The following is an 18,093-nucleotide window of genomic DNA, read 5'->3' as shown; positions in this document are numbered from 1 at the left end:
AGGGAAGACTCTTTCAAAGGAATCTTGAAAATGCTGCGTTACGACGACCTCCAGGTGTTCGTCCACACCAGCGACAGCGGCTCGTTGTCCGCCGCCGCGCGCCAGTTGGAGATTTCCCCGGCGGTGGCCAGCGCGGCGCTGAAGCGCCTGGAAAGCGAGCTGGAGGTACGCCTGTTCGCCCGCTCCACCCGCAGCCTGCGCCTGACTCCCGAGGGCGACGCGTTCCTCCTGCATGCCCGCGCCTCGTTGCGCAGCCTGGAGGAGGGGCGCCGGTTGCTGCAGGGCGGCAAGGACCAGATCGCCGGGGTACTGCAGCTTTCCGCGCCCTCCGACTTCGGCCGCAACCTGCTGCTGCCCTGGCTCGACGAGTTCCAGGCGCGCTATCCGCAACTGAGCCTGCGCCTGCTGCTCGGCGACCGGGTGACCGATCTCTACCGGCAACCGGTGGACGTGGCGATCCGCTACGGCGCACCGGCCGATTCCAGCCTGGTCGCCCTGCCGCTGGCGCCGGACAACCGGCGAGTGCTCTGCGCCGCGCCGGGCTACCTGGCGGAGCGCGGCGAGCCGCGCCAGCCGGACGACCTGCGCGAGCACAATTGCCTGCTCTACCAACTCGGCGGCCGGGTACACGACCGCTGGGCGTTCCAGCGGGGCCGCCGCAGCCTGACCCTGACGGTCGCCGGCGACCGGGTCTGCGACGACGCCGACGTGGTGCGGCGCTGGGCCCTGGCCGGCAAGGGGCTGGTCTACAAGTCCTGGCTGGACGTGGCCGAGGACGTGCGCGCCGGGCGCCTGCGCCTGCTGCTGCCGGAGTGGCAGGGCGAGGCGACGCCGATGAACCTCTTGTGTACCCACCGCGCCCAGTTGACCCGCCCGGTGACCCTCTTGCGCGCGTTCGTGCGCGAGCGTTGCGACGCATTGCTGGCGGAGGCTCCATGGACGAGGAACTGAACCGGGCGGCGAGCCTGGCCATCGAGCTGGCGGACGTGGACAGCGCCGCGCGCTTGCACGAACGCCTGCGCGAGGCCCTGGCGTTGCCGCAGTGGTACGGATGCAACTGGGATGCCTTCTGGGACGCCATCAGCGGCCTGGTGCCGATGCCCCGGCGATTGCGTCTGCAAGGCTGGAGCGACTTCGCCCGGCGCCTGCCGGAGGAAGCGGCGCAGTTGTCGGCCTGCCTGGAGGCGTTGCGCGAGACGTACCCGCAACTGGCGCCGGAAGTCCTGCGCGACGCTTGATCAGTCCCAGCCGAACAGCTCGGCGGCGTTGCGGCTGCTGCTCGCCGCCAGTTCCTCGGCGTCGACCCCGCGCAGCTCGGCGAGGGCGCGGCAGATGGCCGGCAGGTGCTCCGGACTGTTGCGCTGGCCGGGATGCATCGATGGCGCCATGTCCGGCGCATCGGTTTCCAGCACGATGGCCTCGGCCGGCAGCTCCGCCGCCACCTTGCGCAGGCGGTTGGCCTGCGGCCAGGTCGGCGCGCCGCCGAGGCCGAGGCGGAAGCCGAGCTTGAGGTACTCGCGGGCTTCCTCGCGGCTGCCGGCGAAGGCATGGATGATGCCACGGCGCTCCAGGCGGATGCGCTTGAGGGTGGCGATGGTCGCCGCGTGGGCGCGGCGCACGTGGATCAGTGCCGGCAGGCGGAATTCCGCGGCCAGCCGCAGTTGGGCCTCGAACAGCGCCTGCTGGGCGTCGCGGTCGAGGTGTTCCAGGTAGTAGTCCAGGCCGATCTCGCCGACCGCGCAGAGCTTCGTCTCGCCGCGCAGGCGTTGCAGCCACTGGCGCAGGTCGTCCAGGTGCTGCGGGCGGTGCCGCGCCAGGTAGACGGGGTGCAGGCCGAGCGCCGCGTACAGGCCATCCTCGGCCTGCGCCAGGTCCCAGACCCGTTGCCAGTTCTCGCGGTAGACGCCGAGCACCACCTGGCGCTCGACCCCCAGCGCGCGGCTGCGTTGCAGCAGCGCGGCGCGGTCGGCGTCGAAGTCCGGGAAGTCGAGGTGGTTGTGGGTGTCGACCAGGCGCATGGCGGCCGGCTCAGTCGCGCAGCTTGAGTTGCCGGGGGACGGCGTGCAGGCCCGGCCGGTAGTCGTTCTCCTCGACCGCGCGGAGCGCCAGTTCGAGGGCGTTGGCGGCGATCAGCGCGTGCTGCTGGTAGATCGAGTTGACCTTCAGCGGCACGAAGTCGAGCAACTGGGTGTCGCCGAAGGTCGCCACCCGCAAGCCTTCGGGCCAACCGTCGGCGCGCGCCTGGAACACATCGAAGACGCCTTCGAGGAGTACATAGGCAGTGGTCACCAGGGCGTCGGGCAGGTAGCCCAGGCGCTCGAGCAATTGCTCCATCAGGCGGCGTCCGCACTCGCGGCTGAACACCTCGGCATGCTCGACGATGACCTCGCCGCGGAAGTCTTTCAGCGCCTGGCGGAAGCCGGCGGCGCGGTCGTGGCTGATGATCAGGTCCGCCCGCGCGCCGAGCAGGGCGATATGGCGCGGCGCCGGTTGCAACAGGGTTTCGGTGAGGCGGCGCGCGGCGTCCTGGTCGTCGCTGATCACCGAGGCGAAGCGCTGCGGGTCGAGCTGGCGGTCGATGGCCACCACCGGCAGGCCTTCGGCGACCAGCCGGGCATGGGTATCATCCCCGGCCGGCAGGCAACTGGCGACGATCAGCGCGTCGCAGCGGCGCGCGCGGAACAGGTTGACCACCTGGCGCTCGGTCTCCGGCTCGTCGTCGGAGCAGGCGATCAGCAACTGGTAGCCGCGTGCCCGGGCGCCTTGTTCGAGTTGCTTGGCGAGGCGGGCGTAGCTGGGGTTTTCCAGGTCCGGGAGGATGAAGCCGAGGGTGCGGGTCTGCCCGCGGCGCAGGCCGGCGGCCTGCTGGTCCGGCTGGTAGCCGTGTTCCTCGACCACGGCAAGCACGCGCTCGACGGTGGCGGCGCTGATGCGCCGCTGGGCGGCCTTGCCATTGATGACGTAGCTGGCGGTGGTCACCGAGACCCCGGCCAGGCGGGCGATATCACTGAGTTTCAAACCGATCTCTACTGGAGGCGACGACAAGTTGGGCTTCAAGGATCAATCATTATCGGGTAACGTGCCAATTTAATTAAGTGAATCGATTCAGCAAAAGATTCCGGCGAAGCCGGCGCCCCCTGCCCCAGGCTGCCTCGCGCAGCCCGAACGCGGCGCCGCCTACGCTATGGCAGGTCAATGACAACAAGCGGATCACCGCCCCAGGCTGTACGGAAGGCTCCCGCGAGCCGCTTTCCGCTACCGCCGGCACATCCCGCGCCCGCGCCTCGGCGCGGCGGGACGATCCGGACGTGAGACGGGGAGCCGTTCGCTCCTGAGGAGGTTTCCATGCTCGAACTCGATACCCGGCAGATCCGCATGGGCCAGCGCGCCGCGGACAAGGCCGAAGCCCTGCGCCTGCTCGGCGCGGCGCTGGTCGCCGACGGCCTGGCCGCGCCCGGCTATGCCGAGGGCCTGAAGGCGCGCGAGGCACAAGGCTCCACCTACCTCGGCCAGGGCATCGCCATACCCCATGGGACCCCGGATACCCGCGAGCTGGTCTTCAGCACCGGTGTGCGCCTGCTGCAATTCCCCGAGGGAGTGGACTGGGGCGATGGCCAGCAGGTCTACCTGGCCATCGGCATCGCGGCGAAGTCCGACGAACACCTGCAGCTCCTGCAATTGCTCACCCGCGCCCTCGGCGAGGCCGACCTGGGACCGGCGCTGAGCGCGGCCGCCAGCGCCGAGGAAGTCCTCGGCCTGTTGCAGGGCGCGCCGCAGGAACTGGCGCTGGACGCACAACTGGTCGGCCTCGGCCAGAACGCCGAGGACCTCGACGAACTGGCCTGGCTCGGCGCGCGCCTGTTGAAGAAGGCCGGCTGCGTGGAGAACGGCTTCGCCGCCGTGCTCCAGCAGACCGAACCGTTGCCGCTGGGCGACGGGCTGTGCTGGTTGCACAGCGAACAATTGGTGAAGCGCCCCGGGCTGGCCTTCGTCACTCCGGCGCAACCGTTGCAGCACCAGGGGCAACCGGTCACCGGGCTGTTCTGCCTGGCCAGCCTGGGCGAAGCGCACCAGGCGCTGCTCGAACGCCTGTGCGACCTGTTGCTGGAAGGGCGTGGCGCCGAGCTGGTGCGCGCCACCAGCAGCCGCAGCGTACTCGCGGCGCTCGGTGGCGAGCTGCCGCCGGACTGGCCCAGCGCGCGAGCGGTCCTGGCCAACCCGCATGGCCTGCATGCCCGCCCGGCGCAGGCGCTGGCGCAGCTGGCCAAGGGCTTCGCCGGCGAGATCCGGGTACGCCTGGCCGACAGCGAGGCGGCCCCCGTCTCGGCGAAGAGCCTGAGCAAGCTGCTCGCCCTCGGCGCGCGACGCGGCCAGACGCTGGAGTTCAGCGCCGAGCCGGCGATCGCCGAGGACGCGCTGCCAGCCTTGCTGGCCGCGGTGCGCGAGGGGCTCGGCGAGGAGGTCGAAGCGCTGGCGGAGGAGGCCTTGCCCGATGCCGTCGGCGAGGCGGAAGAGGATGCCCGGCCGGCGCCGCTGCGCGCCGGCGAGCGCCTGCAGGCGATCGCCGCGTCGCCGGGCATCGCCAGTGGTCCGGCGCATGTCCAGGTGGCGCAGCGCTTCGAGTTCCAGCCGCGTGGCGAGTCGCCGGCCCATGAACGCGAGCGCCTGCTGCGGGCCAAGCGGGCGGTGGACGAGGAGATCGTCGGCCTGGTCGAACGCAGCACGGTGAAGGCGATCCGCGAGATTTTCGTCACCCACCGGGAGATGCTCGACGATCCGGAACTGGCCGAGCAGGTGCAACTGCGCCTGAATCGCGGCGAAAGCGCCGAAGCGGCCTGGAGTCGGGTAGTGGAAGACAGCGCGGCGCAGCAGGAGGCGCTGCACGACACCTTGCTCGCCGAGCGCGCCGCCGACCTCCGCGACCTCGGCCGGCGGGTGCTGGCCAGGCTCTGCGGGGTGGAGGCGCCGCGCGAGCCGGAGCAGCCGTACATCCTGGTGATGGACGAGGTCGGCCCCTCCGATGTCGCCCGCCTCGACGCCCAGCGGGTCGCCGGCATCCTCACGGCGCGCGGCGGCGCCACTTCGCACAGCGCGATCATCGCCCGCGCCCTCGGCATTCCGGCATTGGTCGGCGCCGGCGCGGCGGTGCTCGGCCTGGAGCCGGGCACGGCACTGCTGCTGGATGGCGAACACGGCTGGCTGCAGGTGGCGCCGAGCACCGAACAGTTGCAGCAGGCCGCCGCCGAGCGCGACGCCCGCCAGCAGCGCCAGGCCCGCGCCGACGCGCAGCGTCTGGAGCCTGCGCGGACCCGCGACGGCCACGCGGTGGAAGTCTGCGCCAACCTTGGCGACACCGCCGGCGCCGCGCGCGCGGTGGAGCTGGGCGCCGAGGGCGTTGGCCTGCTGCGCACCGAGTTCGTCTTCATGAACAACGCCCGCGCGCCGGACCTGGCGACCCAGGAAGCGGAATACCGTCGGGTGCTCGACGCCCTCGACGGACGTCCGCTGGTGGCGCGGACCCTGGATGTCGGCGGGGACAAGCCGCTGCCGTACTGGCCGATTCCCCACGAAGAGAATCCCTATCTGGGCCTGCGCGGTATCCGCCTGACCCTGCAGCGACCGCAGATCCTCGAGACCCAGTTGCGCGCGCTGTTCCGCGCCGCCGGGGAGCGGCCGCTGCGGGTGATGTTCCCGATGGTCGGCAGCCTCGACGAATGGCGCCAGGCGCGTGACCTGGCGCTGCGCCTGCGCGAGGAAATCCCGCTGGCCGACCTGCAACTGGGGATCATGGTCGAGGTGCCCTCGGCGGCGTTGCTCGCGCCGGTGCTGGCCCGCGAGGTGGATTTCTTCAGCGTCGGCACCAATGACCTGACCCAGTACACCCTGGCTATCGATCGCGGCCACCCGAGTCTTTCGGCCCAGGCCGACGGCCTGCATCCGGCGGTGCTGCAACTGATCGACATGACCGTCCGCGCCGCCCATGCCGAGGGCAAGTGGGTCGGCGTCTGCGGCGAACTGGCGGCCGACCCGCTGGCGTTGCCGCTGCTGGTCGGCCTGGGAGTGGACGAGCTGAGCGTTTCGGCGCGCAGCATCGCCCTGGTCAAGGCCGGCGTGCGCGAACTGCAGCTGGTCGCTGCGCGCGGCCTGGCCCGCAAAGCCCTGGGCCTGGCGAGCGCCGCCGAGGTCCGGGCCCTGGTGGAAGCGGAGGTGCAGTAATGGCGCGGATCCTGACGATTACCCTGAATCCGGCGCTGGACCTCACCGTGCGCCTGCGCCAGCTGGAACTGGGGGCGGTTAACCGCAGCGAGGCGGTGCTGACCCAGGCCGCCGGCAAGGGCCTGAACGTCGCCCAGGTGCTTGCCGACCTCGGCCATCGGTTGACGGTCAGCGGCTTCCTCGGCGAAGACAACCAGCCGCCGTTCACCGCCATGTTCCAGCGTCGTGGCTTCGCCGATGCGTTCGTCCGGGTGCCGGGCGAAACCCGCAGCAACATCAAGCTGGCCGAGCGCGGCGGGCGCGTCAGCGACCTCAACGGGCCGGGCCCGGAGGCCGACGAGCGAGCCCAGGCGGCGTTGCTCGAACGCCTCGACCGGCTTGCCGGAGAGCACGAGCTGGCGGTGGTCGCCGGCAGCCTGCCGCGCGGGGTCGAGCCGGAGTGGCTGGGCGAACTGCTGCGGCGCTTGCGGCGCCTCGGCCTGAAGGTCGCCTTCGACAGCAGCGGCGCGGCCCTGCGCGAAGGTGTGAAGGCTGCGCCGTGGATGATCAAGCCGAACGTCGAGGAACTGGCCGATCTCTGCTCGGCGCCGATGGATGACCTGGTCGCACAGCGCCAGGCGGCCGAACGTCTGCGCCATGACGGGGTAGGCCAGGTGGTGATTTCCCAGGGCGCCGCGGGGGTCAACTGGTTCGCCGCCGAGGGTGCCTGGCAGGCGCGGCCGCCGGCGGTGGAAGTGGCCAGCACGGTGGGCGCCGGCGATTCCCTGCTGGCCGGCATGCTGCACGGCCTGGCCAGCGGCTGGCCGGCCGAGCGGGTGCTGCGTCAGGCCACCGCCATCGCCAGCCTGGCGGTGACCCAGTTCGAGTTCGGCATCGGCGATCCGCAGCGCCTGGCGCGGATCGAAGCGGGCGTCGTGGTGCAGCCATTGGTCGAGGAGGCCTGAGATGAAACTAGCGATCGTCACCGCCTGCCCTGGCGGGCAGGTCACCAGCGTGCTCGCCGCGCGCCTGCTGCGGGGCGCCGCCGAGCGCCTGGGCTGGGAAACCTGCGTCGAGGCGAATGCCGGGTCGAGGCCCGAGGGCGAACTGAGCGCCGAACAGATCGCCGAAGCCGACTGGGTCCTGCTGGTCGGCGTCGAGCCGCTGGCGGCGGCGCGTTTCGTCGGCAAGCCGGTGTATCGCGCGCGTCCCGCCGAGGCGCTGGCCGATCCGCGCGCCTTCCTCCAGCGGGCCGCCGCCCTGGCGAGCGTGGAGGTCGCCGGGGACGAGGCCGGCCTGGTTGCGCCGGAGGCCGGAGCGGCACCGCGGATCGTCGCGGTGACCGCCTGTCCGACCGGCGTGGCGCACACCTTCATGGCCGCCGAGGCGTTGCAGCTCGCGGCGGGGCAACTGGGCTTCGCGTTGCAGGTCGAGACCCAGGGCTCGGTCGGCGCGCGCAACCCGCTCGACCCGGCGGACATCGCCGCCGCCGACGTGGTCCTGCTGGCCGCCGACATCGACGTGGACACGGCCCGTTTCGCCGGCAAGAAGATCTACCGTTGCGGCACCGGCGTGGCCCTCAAGCAGGCCCGCGCGACGCTCGAGCGGGCGCTGGCGGAAGGGCAGGTCGAGAGCGCGGGCGCAGCCAGCGCGGTGGTCGCCAGGGACGAGAAGCGCGGGGTGTACAAGCACCTGCTGACCGGGGTGTCGTTCATGTTGCCGATGGTGGTCGCGGGCGGCCTGCTGATCGCCCTGTCGCTGGCCTTCGGCATCGATGCCTACAAGCAGCCGGGCAGCCTGGCGGCGGTGCTGAGGACGGTCGGCGACACGGCTTTCGTCCTGATGGTGCCGGTGCTCGCCGGCTACATCGCCTATTCCATCGCCGACCGCCCGGGCCTGGCGCCGGGCATGCTCGGCGGCCTGCTCGCCGGGACCCTCGGCGCCGGGTTCATCGGCGGGATAGTCGCCGGCTTCATCGCCGGCTATGCGGCGCGGGCCATCAGCCACGGGCTGAGGCTGCCGGCGAGCCTGGAAGCGCTGAAGCCGATCCTGGTCATCCCGTTGCTGGCCAGCCTGGTCACCGGCCTGCTGATGCTCTACGTGGTCGGCAAGCCGGTGGCCGGGATGCTCGCGGCACTGACCGGGTTCCTTGACGGCATGGGCACCTCCAATGCCATCCTCCTCGGCCTGCTGCTCGGCGGGATGATGTGCGTCGACCTCGGCGGACCGGTCAACAAGGCCGCCTACGCCTTTTCCGTCGGCCTGCTCTCGTCGCACAGCTACGCGCCGATGGCGGCGGTGATGGCGGCGGGCATGGTGCCGCCGATCGGCATGGGCCTGGCGACCCTGCTGGCGCGGCGCAAGTTCGCCGAGAGCGAGCGGCAGGCCGGCAAGGCAGCCTCGGTGCTGGGGCTGTGCTTCATCTCCGAAGGCGCCATCCCGTTCGCCGCCAAGGACCCGCTGCGGGTGATCCCGGCGAGCATCGCCGGCGGCGCGCTGACCGGCGCCCTGTCGATGTACTTCGGCTGCAAGTTGCAGGCGCCTCACGGCGGGTTGTTCGTGATGCTGGTGCCCAACGCGATCAACCACGCCCTGGCGTACCTGCTGGCGATCGTCGCCGGCAGCCTGCTTACCGGGCTGCTCTACGCCGTGCTCAAGCGCGGCGCCGAGCCGGGGCTGGCGCTGGGGACCTCGTCCTCGCGGGAACCGGCGGCTGGCGGATAGCCGCGAGGCAGTCATGCGCCCTACGCCACCTGAGCGACGTGGCAGGGGGTAGGGCGAATAACGCCGCAGGCGTTATCCGCCGATACTCCGGCGAACCGGCGGATAACCGCAGCGGTTATTCGCCCCAGCGGTCGATCCGACCTGGGGCGGCCTCAGGCCTGGCGCAACAGGCGCAGGCCATCTTCCTGTGCGAGGCTGGCCTCGTTGATCGGCAACGAGCAGGACTGCCCGCGTCCCATCGGGTAGTAGTGGAAGCCGTGGCGGGCCATGCGCTCGGGGTCGTAGAGGTTGCGCCCGTCGAAGATCACCGGGGCCTTCAGGCGCTCCTTGAGCAGCTCGAAATCCGGTGCCTTGAATTGCTGCCACTCGGTGCAGATGACCAGTGCATCGGCGCCTCCCAGGGTCGCCTCGGGGGTGCCCATCAGGCTCAGGCGTTCGTCGTGGCCATAGAGCCGCTGGGTTTCCTGCATGGCTTCGGGATCGTAGGCGCGCACCTGCGCGCCGTGGCGCCAGAGCGCTTCCATCAGTTCGCGGCTGGGCGCGTCGCGCATGTCGTCGGTGTTCGGCTTGAAGGCCAGGCCCCAGAGGGCGAAGGTCTTGCCGCGCAGGTCGCCGTCGTAGAACACCCGGATGCGTTCGAACAGCTTGTGCTTCTGCCGCCGGTTGATCGCTTCCACTGCCTGCAACAGGTCGCTGGAGCAATGCGCCTGCTCGGCGCTGTGGATCAGCGCGCGCATGTCCTTGGGGAAGCAGGAGCCGCCGTAGCCGCAGCCGGGGTAGATGAAGTGGTAGCCGATCCGCGGGTCGGCGCCGATGCCCTGGCGCACCGCCTCGATGTCGGCGCCGAGGTGTTCGGCCAGTTCGGCGATCTGGTTGATGAAGCTGATCTTGGTCGCCAGCATGCCGTTCGCCGCGTACTTGGTCAGTTCGGCGCTGCGCAGGCCCATGAACAGCATGCGGTCGTGGTTGCGGTTGAACGGCTCGTAGAGTTCGCGCATCACCTGGCGCACCTCTTCGTTGTCGCAGCCGACCACGATGCGGTCCGGGCGTCGGCAGTCGACGACGGCGGAGCCTTCCTTGAGGAATTCCGGGTTGGAGACGATCTCGAATTCCAGTTCGCGTCCGTCGGCTTCCAGGCGCCGCTCGATGTGCGCGCGCAGGCGGTCGCCGGTGCCTACCGGGACGGTCGATTTCTCCACCACGATGACGGGCTTGCGGCGATGCTCGGCGATGGCATCGGCCACCGCGAAGACCGCGCCGAGATCGGCCGCGCCGTCCTCGCCAGGCGGGGTGCCGACCGCGATGAACTGCACCCGGCCGTGCTCCACGGCCAGGCGCGCATCGCTGCTGAAACGCAGGCGGCCGCTGTCCAGGCCTTCGCGCAGCAAGGCGTCGAGCCCGGGTTCGTAGATGCTGGCGAGGCCCTGCGCGAGGCGTTCGACCTTGTTCCGGTCGATGTCCATGCACAGTACATCGTGGCCCACTTCGGCGAGGACGGCGGCCTGCACCAGTCCTACATAGCCACTGCCGAATACGCTGATCTTCATGGTGCTTTCCTCGACGGATGATGCGCGGGCGCGGCAGCGGTGCGGCGGGCGTTGACGGTCAACACGCCGAGCACCACCAGGCCTACGCCCAGGGTCTTGCTGGTACTGAAGGTTTCATCGAACGCCGGCAGGCTCGCCGCCAGCAGGTAGACCAGCGCGTAGCTGGCGCTCAACAGGCTGTAGGCGCGGCCCAGCGGCAGGTGGCGCAGGGCGGCCAGCCAGCACAGCAGGGAGGCGGCGTAGGCCGCCACCGCCAGGGCTACCGCGAGCAGCGCGGCGCGCTCCGGCGTTTGCCCGGCCCAGGCTTCCGGTAGCGGCAGGCGGCTCATGCCCCAGCGCATGCCGAGCTGGGCGGCGCTGGCCAGCAGCATGCTGCCCAGCGCCGCCAGCCAGCCGCGTAGCGCGTTCATGCGCTCCTCCCGAGCAGGACCACGCCGGCGACGATCAGCAACAGACCGGCGAGGTGGCGGCGATCCACCGGCTCATCGAAGACGAAGCGTGCCGCCAGGGTGACCAGGACGAAGTTCAGCGCCAGCATCGGATAGGCGCTGCCGACTTCCACCCGTTGCAGGAGCAGCAGCCAGCAGAGCAGGCCGAGCCCGAGGGCGAGCAGCGCCAGCCATGGCCACGGACTGCGCAGGCGCGCCGTCCAGCCGTCGGCGGCGACCAGGTGCCAGTGCTCCACGGTGAGCTTCTGCGCAACCTGGCCGAGGCCGGTCATGAGCAGGGTGGCGAGCAGCAGCGCGGCGCTCATGGGCGCACCTGCGGCAGGATCGCCAGGACCAGGTTGCCGTTCAGGTAGCGTTCGCCGTCGCCCGGCAACAGCGCCAGCTGGTAGCGGTCGCTGGCGCTGTTGATCCGCAGCAGCACGGCAACCGAGCCGTCCTGGCGTGCCCGCCAGAGCCACTGGCGGATGTCTGCCAAGGGCACGCTGCGCTGGCTGTGCTCGGGGTAGGAGAGGCCGTACTTCAGCTCGCCGCGCGTGTCGTAGAGCGTCATGTCGCTACGGCGTAGGCGCCAGGCGAGGGCCGAGGCGGCGCCGAGGTCGTTGCTCAGCAGATGGCGGGCGCCGGCCAGTTCGTCGAGGTGTTCGGCGACGAACAGGTCGGGGGTCTTGTTCTGCACCACATGGTTGGGCATCGCTGCCGGCAGCAGCGCGATCAGCACCCAGCTCGCCAGCAGCGGCGCGGCCCAGGCGCGTAGCGGGTAGCGCCACTGGGCGAGGCCGGCGGCGGCCCAGGCGCCGATCACCAGCAGGACCAGGAACAGCTCGAAGGGTTCTTCCTGGTACACCGGCTTGCGCAGTTGCAGGTAGGCCAGGGCCGCCAGCGCGAGGAGCGCCAGGCCCAGGTTGAGCAGCCCGTTGCCGCGCAGCGCGACGCTGTTCCCCAGGCGCAGCCGCTGCACCAGGGCGTGGCCCATGAGCAGTGCCAGCGGCAGCAGGCAGGGCATGATGTAGGTCGGCAGCTTGCCCCGGCTCAGGCTGAAGAACGCCAGCGGCAACAGCAGCCATAGCGCCAGGAAGACCACCGGCGCCTGGCGCCGCTCGTGCCAGGCCTGGCGCAGAGCGCTCGGCAGCAGGCCGCTCCAGGGCAGGCAGGCGACCACCAGCAACGGCAGGTAGAACCACCACGGGCGAGAGTGCTGGGCGTCTTCGCCGGCGAAGCGGCGGATGTGTTCGTGCCAGAAGAAGAACCGCCAGTAGTCCGCTTCCCGCGCATGCACGGCGAGCGCCCAGGGCAGGCAGACGAGCAGCGCCGCCAGCACCGCCAGCGCGCCGTAGCCAAGCAGCTCGCGCCAGCGCCGCTGCCAGAGCATGTAGGGCAGGGCGACCAGCACCGGCAGCAGCCAGGCGAGGAAGCCCTTGGTCAGGAAGCCCATGCCGCAGGCGAGGCCGAGCAGGATCCAGCCGAGCAGGCGCGCGCGGCGGCTCCCCGCGTCGAGGGCGTACCACAGCGCCACCAGGCTCAGGTTGACCCAGAAGGTGAATTGCGGGTCGAGGTTGGCATAGCCGGACTGCCCGGCGATCAAGCCGAAGCTGGCGTAGAGCAGCGCGCACGCCAGGCTGGTGCGCGGGTCGCGCCACAGGCGGCGGGCCAGCAGGTAGGCGAGCAGGACGCTGAGGGCGGTGGCGACGACCGAGGCGATGCGCACGCCGAACAGGTTTTCGCCGAAGACCGCCTGGCCGAGGGCGATCATCCAGTAGCCGGCGACCGGCTTCTCGAAGTAGCGCAGGCCGAGGAAGTGCGGCGACACCCAGTCGCCGCCCAGCAGCATCGCCTGGCTGATCTGCGCGTAGCGGGTCTCGTCGGGAATCCACAGGCCATGGTTGCTCAGTGGAACCAGGTAGAACAGGCCGAAGGCGATCAGCAGCAGCGACCAGGTCTGGCGGCGGCTCATGGCTGGCGCACTCCCAGCCAGCCCTCGCGGCCGGCCAGGCGGCCTCGCACCAGTTCGGCCAGCGGCAGGTTGCGCGGATCGTCCGGCAGCAGTTCGCCCAACGGTCGGAAGCGGATGCCACGCCGTTCGGCGCGCCGCAGCAGTTCGCGGAACGCCGGGGCGAGGAGCAGCCCCTCGACCTCGGCGTGGATGGTGTAGACGTTGTCGCGGCCAGCGGCGAAGCGTTCCAGGATGAAGTCGTTGTAGGCCTCGCGCGGCAGGCCGGGACCGACCACCTCGTCGAAGGTCGGCAGGTTCACCGGCACCTGCGGGATGCCGGGGCTGCCGTCGGCCAGGCGTGGGCGGAACGCGCCGCGTCCGCGGCAGTCGCTGTTGTAGCGGAAGCCGAAGGGCTGCTTGGCCTCGACCACCCGGCCGTCGGCGCGCCAGCCGGCGGCGGCGGAACAACGCACCGGCTGGCCGAGGATGTCCGCCAGGCAATCGCTGCCGCGGCGGATCTGCTCGCCGAGCTGCTGCACGCTCCAGACGCCGGCGTGGGTCTGCCAGGCATGGTGGTCCCAGGCGTGCAGGCCGACCTCGTGGCCGGCGGCCTGGGTCCGCCGCATCAGCGGGCCGAGTTCGCGGCCGATCGGCTTGCCCGGCCAGGCGGTGCCGGCCAGCAGGATGTCCCAGCCATACAGGCTGGCGGCGCGCGAGCGGAGCATCTTCCAGAGGAACGCCGGGCGCGCCAGGCGCCAGAGGTGGCGGCCCATGTTGTCCGGGCCGACGCTGAAGAAGAAGGTCGCCTTCAGCCCGGCTTCGTCGAGCAGCTCGAGCAGCCGCGGCACCCCGTCGCGGGTGCCGCGGAAGGTGTCGACGTCGATGCGCAGGCCGGCCTGGATCACGCCTGTGCCTCGCGCTCGCGGAGCGCTTCGTGGAGGAAGAAGTCGAGGGTCTTGCCGATGGTCTCGCGCAGTTCGATGGTGGGCTGCCAGTCGAGCAGGCGCCGGGCGTTGTCGATGCTCGGCTTGCGGTGGGCCACGTCCTGGTAGCCGTCGCCGTAGAAGCTGCGGCTCTCCACCTCGCGGAAGCCGGCGAAGGGCGGGAACTGCGCGCGCAGCGGGTGGGCCTCGAACTGGCGCAGCAGTTCCTCGCCGAGCTGGCGGATGCTCGCCTCGTTGTCCGGGTTGCCGATGTTGACGATCTGCCCGTCGCAGCGGCCGTCGCGGTTGTCGATGATCCGCGCGAGGGCCTCGATGCCGTCGTCGACGTCGGTGAAGCAGCGCTTCTGCGCGCCGCCGTCGACCAGGCGGATCGGCGTGCCTTCGACCAGGTGCAGGATGAGCTGGGTGATCGCCCGCGAGCTGCCGATCCGCGCCGAATCCAGGCGGTCCAGGCGCGGGCCCATCCAGTTGAACGGACGGAACAGGGTGAAGCGCAGGCCCTGCTGGCCGTAGGCCCAGATCACCCGGTCGAGCAACTGCTTGGACACCGAGTAGATCCAGCGCTGCTTGTTGATCGGCCCGACCACCAGATTCGAGCGGTCTTCGTCGAAGTCCGGGTCCTGGCACATGCCGTAGACCTCGGAGGTGGAAGGGAACACCACGCGTTTGCCGTATTTCACGCAGTAGCGGACGATCCGCAGGTTTTCCTCGAAGTCCAGTTCGAACACCCGCAGCGGGTTGCGCGTGTACTCGATGGGCGTGGCGATGGCCACCAGCGGCAGGACCACGTCGCATTTCTTCACATGGTATTCGAGCCACTCCGAATGGATGCCGATGTCGCCTTCGACGAAGTGGAAATGCGGGTCGGCCTTGAGCCGTTCGATGGCGTCGGAGCCGATGTCCATGCCGTGGACCTCGTAGCGCCCGTCGCGCAGCAGGCGTTCGGACAGGTGGTTGCCGATGAAGCCGTTGACCCCGAGGATCAGCACCCGCGTGCGGCGCTGCGGGCCGGACGCCGCGCCACGCAGGCGCGCGCCCTCGACCAGGCCCAGCTCGGTGGCCAGTTGCGTGCCGGCCAGGTACAGGCCGCGCTCGCCGCGCTGGCCGAAGCGCAGCACCAGCGAGTCCTCGCCGCAGGCGATCCGCAGCGGGTCGCAGGACAGTACGCTGCCCGGCTCGCGACCGTGGTTGCCGGCGACCACCTCGGCGCTCCAGACGATCAGCTTCTGTTCGCCGACCTGGCAGAAGGCGCCAGGGTAGGGCTGGGTCACCGCGCGCACCAGGTCGTACAACTGCCGTGCCGGCCTGTGCCAGTCGAGCAGGCCGTCCGCCGGGGTGCGCCGGCCGAAGTGGCTGGCCTGGCTCTCGTCCTGCTCGACTTCCGGCAGCACGCCGAGGGCGAGCAGCGGCAGGCTGTCGCGCAGCAGGGCGCCGGCGGCCTTGCGCAGCTTGCCGTGCAGGCTCAGGGCGGTGTCCTCGGGGTCGATGGCGACGGCCTGCTGGGCGAGGATCGGCCCGGCGTCGGCGCGCTCGATCATGCGATGCAGGGTCACCCCGGTCTGCGTTTCGCCGTTGACCAGCACCCAGTTCGCCGGGGCGCGTCCGCGGTAGCGCGGCAGCAGCGAACCGTGCAGGTTGTAGGCGCCGCGTGCGGCGCAGGCGAGCAGCTCGGCGCCGAGCAGGCGGCGGTAGTAGAAGGAGAACAGGAAGTCCGGGCGCAGTTGGCGGATGCGCTCCAGCCACAGCGGATGGTTCACGTCCTCGGGCGCGTGCAGCGGAATGCCGCGCTCGGCACAGAGGCGTGCGACCGAGGCGTAGAAGGTGTTTTCCCGTGGGTCGTCGGCATGGGTGAAGACGGCGGCGATCTCGTAGCCGGCATTGAGCAGGGCTTCGATACCGGTGCAACCGATGTCGTGGTAGGCGAAGACGACGGCTTTCGAGGTCATGGCGTGGAAGGCTCGCTGGATGAAGAGGTGAAACCGACCCGCTGTAGGGCCGAGGGAAGCGCGGAGGGCGTGGCGCGGACCACGCGCTCGATGAAGAAGCGCGGCCGCGCGCGCACGTCGCTGTACATGCGCCCGAGGTACTCGCCGAGCAGGCCCATGCCGAGCAACTGCACGCCGCTGAACATGAACAGCACGGCGAACAGCACGAACAGGCCGTTGCCGGCCCAGGCGGCGCCGAAGGCCAGGCGCAGCACGAGGAGGAACAGGGCGAAGAGGAAGCCGGCCAGGGCCATGCCGCCGCCGACCAGGCTGAGCAGGCGCAGCGGCGTGGTGGTCATGCAGGTGACCAGGTCGAACATCAGGTTGAGCAGGCGCATCGCGCTGTATTTCGATTCGCCGTGGGCGCGCTCGGCGTGGGCGACGCGGATCTCGCAGGTATGCCGGGCGAAGCCGTTGGCCAGGATCGGGATGAAGGTACTGCGTTCGCGGCAGGCCAGCATCGCTTCGACGATGCTGCGCCGGTAGGCGCGCAGCATGCAGCCGTAGTCGTGCATGGCGACCCCGGTGGAGCGCTGCACCGCCAGGTTCACCAGGCGCGAAGGCCAGCGCCGCCAGGCCGAGTCCTGGCGCTCGGCGCGGATGCTGCCGACCACGTCGTAGCCCTGCGCGGCGCGCTCCACCAGGCGCGGGATTTCCTCCGGCGGGTTCTGCAGGTCGGCATCGAGGGTGATCACCAGGTCTCCACGGGACTGTTCGAAGCCGGCGAGGATCGCCGCGTGCTGGCCGTAGTTGCGGTTGAGGATCACCGCCACCACGGCGCTGCCGTCGCGTTCGGCGGCGGCCTGCAAGAGTTCCGCGGAGCGGTCGCGGCTGCCGTCGTCGACCAGCACGATCTCGAAGGCGCGGCCCAGCTCCAGGCAGGCGGCCTCGGTGCGGCGCAGCAGTTCGGGCAGGCTGGCTTCCTCGTTGTAGACCGGGATCACCACCGAGACCAGGTCAATCGGATAGGGCTTCATCGACGTTTCTCCAGGATGTCCTCGATGGCGCGGGCGACGCGCTCGATGTCGTCGTCGCGCATGTCGGGGAACAGCGGGATGGAGCACAGGCGGGCCGAGTTCCACTCGCTGTTGGGCAGGCTCAGGCGCGGCTGGCGCTGGCGGTAGTAGTGGTGCAGGTGACTGGCGATGAAATGGATGCCGCTACCGATGCCGCGCGCCTTCAGGGCTTCCATGAAGGCGTCGCGGCCCAGGCCGCAGGCCTCGGCGTCGATGCGCAGGATGAACAGGTGCCAGGCGTGGCGCTGCTTGTGCGCGGGCAGGCCGAGCGGCGCCAGCGGCAGGCCGGCGAGGCGCTCCAGGTAGCGTTCGGCGAGGGCCTGGCGGCGCGCGTTGAGCGCGTCCAGGCGCTTGAGCTGGACCAGCGCGAGGGCGGCGTTGAGGTCGGCCAGGTTGTATTTGAAACCGGGCTCGATCACTTCCGCCTGCGGCTTGCGTCCATGGCTCAGGCGGTCGTAGGCATCGACCCCGAGGCCGTGGAACTTGAGGCGGCGGACCCGTTCGGCGAGGGCGCTGTCGTCGCTGACGAACATCGCGCCTTCGGCGCAGGTCAGGTTCTTGATCGCGTGGAAGGAAAAGATCGCCGTGCCGCGGGAGCCTACCGGGCGCCCGCGGTATTCGCTGCCGACCGCGTGGGCTGCGTCCTCGACCAGGGCGATGCCGTGGCGCCCGGCGACCGTGCGCAGGCCTTCGAGATCCAGGGTGGAGCCGGCGTAGTGCACCGGCACGATGGCGCGGGTGCGCGGGCCGATGGCGGCTTCCACTGCCTGCGCCGAACACATCAGGGTGTCGCTGTCGACGTCGACGAACACCGGGGTGGCGCCGAGCAGGGTGATGACGTTGGCGGTGGAGACCCAGGTCAGCGACGGCGTGATCACTTCGTCGCCGGGGCCGATGCCCAGCGCCAGCAGGGTGACGTGCAGGGCGCCGGTGGCCGAGGATAGCGCCACCGCGTGGCGGCAGCCGAGGCGTTCGGCGAAGCGCTGTTCGAGCTCCTGGTTCTTCGGCCCGGTGGTGATCCAGCCGGAACGCAGGACCTGCTCCACGGCGGCGATTTCGTCCTCGCCGATGCTTGGCCGGGAGAATGGCAGAAAGTCCAGTGACATGTAATGAAGCCTCGGTACTGGGTGGGCGGTACGAAGAGGTTATTTATATGTCGCTGAATGCTGCCTGAACGTTTGTTAAGACTCGCTTAACAACGGCTGAATGAAGACTGAACGAACTCGAAGAAACTGAAGGATAAAGCCGGAAGCCTCGTTTTCAGGGGCTTGCAGGGTTGGTTGGAAAGGATCTCGGGTGTTTT

At 70.4% G+C, this 18,093-nt stretch carries 15 protein-coding genes; 5 read left to right on the top strand and 10 right to left on the bottom strand.

All coding sequences use genetic code 11. The features are described 5' to 3' along the window. Nucleotides 1–30: 30 nt before the first annotated feature. Both VQ065_RS23900 and VQ065_RS23895 read left to right on the top strand, forming a co-directional pair. Nucleotides 31–951 carry a LysR family transcriptional regulator gene (locus VQ065_RS23900; protein WP_003092132.1) on the top strand — a complete coding sequence of 307 codons (921 nt, stop codon included), beginning with the start codon at nucleotides 31–33 and terminating at the stop codon, nucleotides 949–951. Further along, the gene (locus VQ065_RS23895) at nucleotides 936–1,238 is read left to right on the top strand and encodes a barstar family protein (RefSeq protein ID WP_003092131.1); all 303 of its coding nucleotides are present in this window, start codon (nucleotides 936–938) and stop codon (nucleotides 1,236–1,238) included. The genes VQ065_RS23900 and VQ065_RS23895 overlap by 16 nt, the downstream gene beginning before the upstream one ends. On the opposite strand, the gene VQ065_RS23890 is transcribed toward VQ065_RS23895, so the two are convergent. Further along, nucleotides 1,239–2,018: a TatD family hydrolase gene (locus VQ065_RS23890; protein ID WP_003092129.1), complete on the bottom strand. Its 780-nt coding sequence runs from the start codon at nucleotides 2,016–2,018 to the stop codon at nucleotides 1,239–1,241. A 10-nt stretch (nucleotides 2,019–2,028) separates the two neighbouring features. Further along, complete coding sequence (gene cra, locus VQ065_RS23885) at nucleotides 2,029–3,018, bottom strand: catabolite repressor/activator (protein ID WP_003104372.1); 990 nt, start codon at nucleotides 3,016–3,018, stop codon at nucleotides 2,029–2,031. A 327-nt stretch (nucleotides 3,019–3,345) separates the two neighbouring features. Here cra and ptsP point away from each other — a divergent pair, with 327 nt between their 5' ends. The 3 genes from ptsP to VQ065_RS23870 are packed head-to-tail and all read left to right on the top strand — an operon-like array spanning nucleotide 3,346 to nucleotide 8,919. Next, on the top strand, nucleotides 3,346–6,216 hold the full coding sequence (gene ptsP / locus VQ065_RS23880; protein ID WP_023095283.1) for a phosphoenolpyruvate--protein phosphotransferase: 2,871 nt from the start codon (nucleotides 3,346–3,348) through the stop codon (nucleotides 6,214–6,216). Then, nucleotides 6,216–7,160, top strand: a complete 945-nt coding sequence (gene pfkB / locus VQ065_RS23875; RefSeq protein ID WP_003112874.1) for a 1-phosphofructokinase — start codon at nucleotides 6,216–6,218, stop codon at nucleotides 7,158–7,160. The genes ptsP and pfkB overlap by 1 nt, the downstream gene beginning before the upstream one ends. Before the next feature lies 1 nt (nucleotide 7,161). Beyond that, complete coding sequence (locus VQ065_RS23870) at nucleotides 7,162–8,919, top strand: PTS fructose-like transporter subunit IIB (RefSeq protein ID WP_003130041.1); 1,758 nt, start codon at nucleotides 7,162–7,164, stop codon at nucleotides 8,917–8,919. Nucleotides 8,920–9,071: 152 nt separating this feature from the next. Here VQ065_RS23870 and VQ065_RS23865 read toward each other — a convergent pair whose 3' ends face one another. Genes VQ065_RS23865 through arnB form a run of 8 tightly spaced genes read right to left on the bottom strand, consistent with a single transcriptional unit; the run spans nucleotide 9,072 to nucleotide 17,896 of the window. Next, nucleotides 9,072–10,466 carry a UDP-glucose 6-dehydrogenase gene (locus VQ065_RS23865; RefSeq protein WP_003092120.1) on the bottom strand — a complete coding sequence of 465 codons (1,395 nt, stop codon included), beginning with the start codon at nucleotides 10,464–10,466 and terminating at the stop codon, nucleotides 9,072–9,074. After that, nucleotides 10,463–10,876 carry a 4-amino-4-deoxy-L-arabinose-phosphoundecaprenol flippase subunit ArnF gene (arnF, locus tag VQ065_RS23860; protein ID WP_003124269.1) on the bottom strand — a complete coding sequence of 138 codons (414 nt, stop codon included), beginning with the start codon at nucleotides 10,874–10,876 and terminating at the stop codon, nucleotides 10,463–10,465. The genes VQ065_RS23865 and arnF overlap by 4 nt, the downstream gene beginning before the upstream one ends. Further along, nucleotides 10,873–11,220, bottom strand: a complete 348-nt coding sequence (locus VQ065_RS23855; RefSeq protein WP_014603965.1) for an EamA family transporter — start codon at nucleotides 11,218–11,220, stop codon at nucleotides 10,873–10,875. Before VQ065_RS23855 ends, arnF begins: the two co-directional genes overlap by 4 nt. After that, complete coding sequence (gene arnT / locus VQ065_RS23850; RefSeq protein ID WP_003092118.1) at nucleotides 11,217–12,866, bottom strand: lipid IV(A) 4-amino-4-deoxy-L-arabinosyltransferase; 1,650 nt, start codon at nucleotides 12,864–12,866, stop codon at nucleotides 11,217–11,219. The genes VQ065_RS23855 and arnT overlap by 4 nt, the downstream gene beginning before the upstream one ends. Next, nucleotides 12,863–13,750 (bottom strand): 4-deoxy-4-formamido-L-arabinose-phosphoundecaprenol deformylase, encoded by an 888-nt coding sequence (gene arnD / locus VQ065_RS23845; RefSeq protein WP_003092117.1) that lies wholly within the window; start codon nucleotides 13,748–13,750, stop codon nucleotides 12,863–12,865. Before arnD ends, arnT begins: the two co-directional genes overlap by 4 nt. Then, complete coding sequence (gene arnA, locus VQ065_RS23840; protein ID WP_003092116.1) at nucleotides 13,747–15,735, bottom strand: bifunctional UDP-4-amino-4-deoxy-L-arabinose formyltransferase/UDP-glucuronic acid oxidase ArnA; 1,989 nt, start codon at nucleotides 15,733–15,735, stop codon at nucleotides 13,747–13,749. The genes arnD and arnA overlap by 4 nt, the downstream gene beginning before the upstream one ends. Next, a complete protein-coding gene (gene arnC, locus VQ065_RS23835) occupies nucleotides 15,732–16,751 on the bottom strand; it encodes an undecaprenyl-phosphate 4-deoxy-4-formamido-L-arabinose transferase (RefSeq protein ID WP_003092115.1) in 1,020 nt (339 codons plus the stop codon). Before arnC ends, arnA begins: the two co-directional genes overlap by 4 nt. Further along, nucleotides 16,748–17,896: a UDP-4-amino-4-deoxy-L-arabinose aminotransferase gene (gene arnB / locus VQ065_RS23830; protein WP_003092114.1), complete on the bottom strand. Its 1,149-nt coding sequence runs from the start codon at nucleotides 17,894–17,896 to the stop codon at nucleotides 16,748–16,750. Before arnB ends, arnC begins: the two co-directional genes overlap by 4 nt. Between the last annotated feature and the right edge of the window lie 197 nt (nucleotides 17,897–18,093).

Source organism: Pseudomonas sp. KBN10P06128 (assembly GCF_037574945.1).
Taxonomy (GTDB): domain Bacteria; phylum Pseudomonadota; class Gammaproteobacteria; order Pseudomonadales; family Pseudomonadaceae; genus Pseudomonas; species Pseudomonas aeruginosa.
Note: the sequence above shows the minus strand (reverse complement) of the source record. Positions and strands in the feature narration are given on the sequence as shown.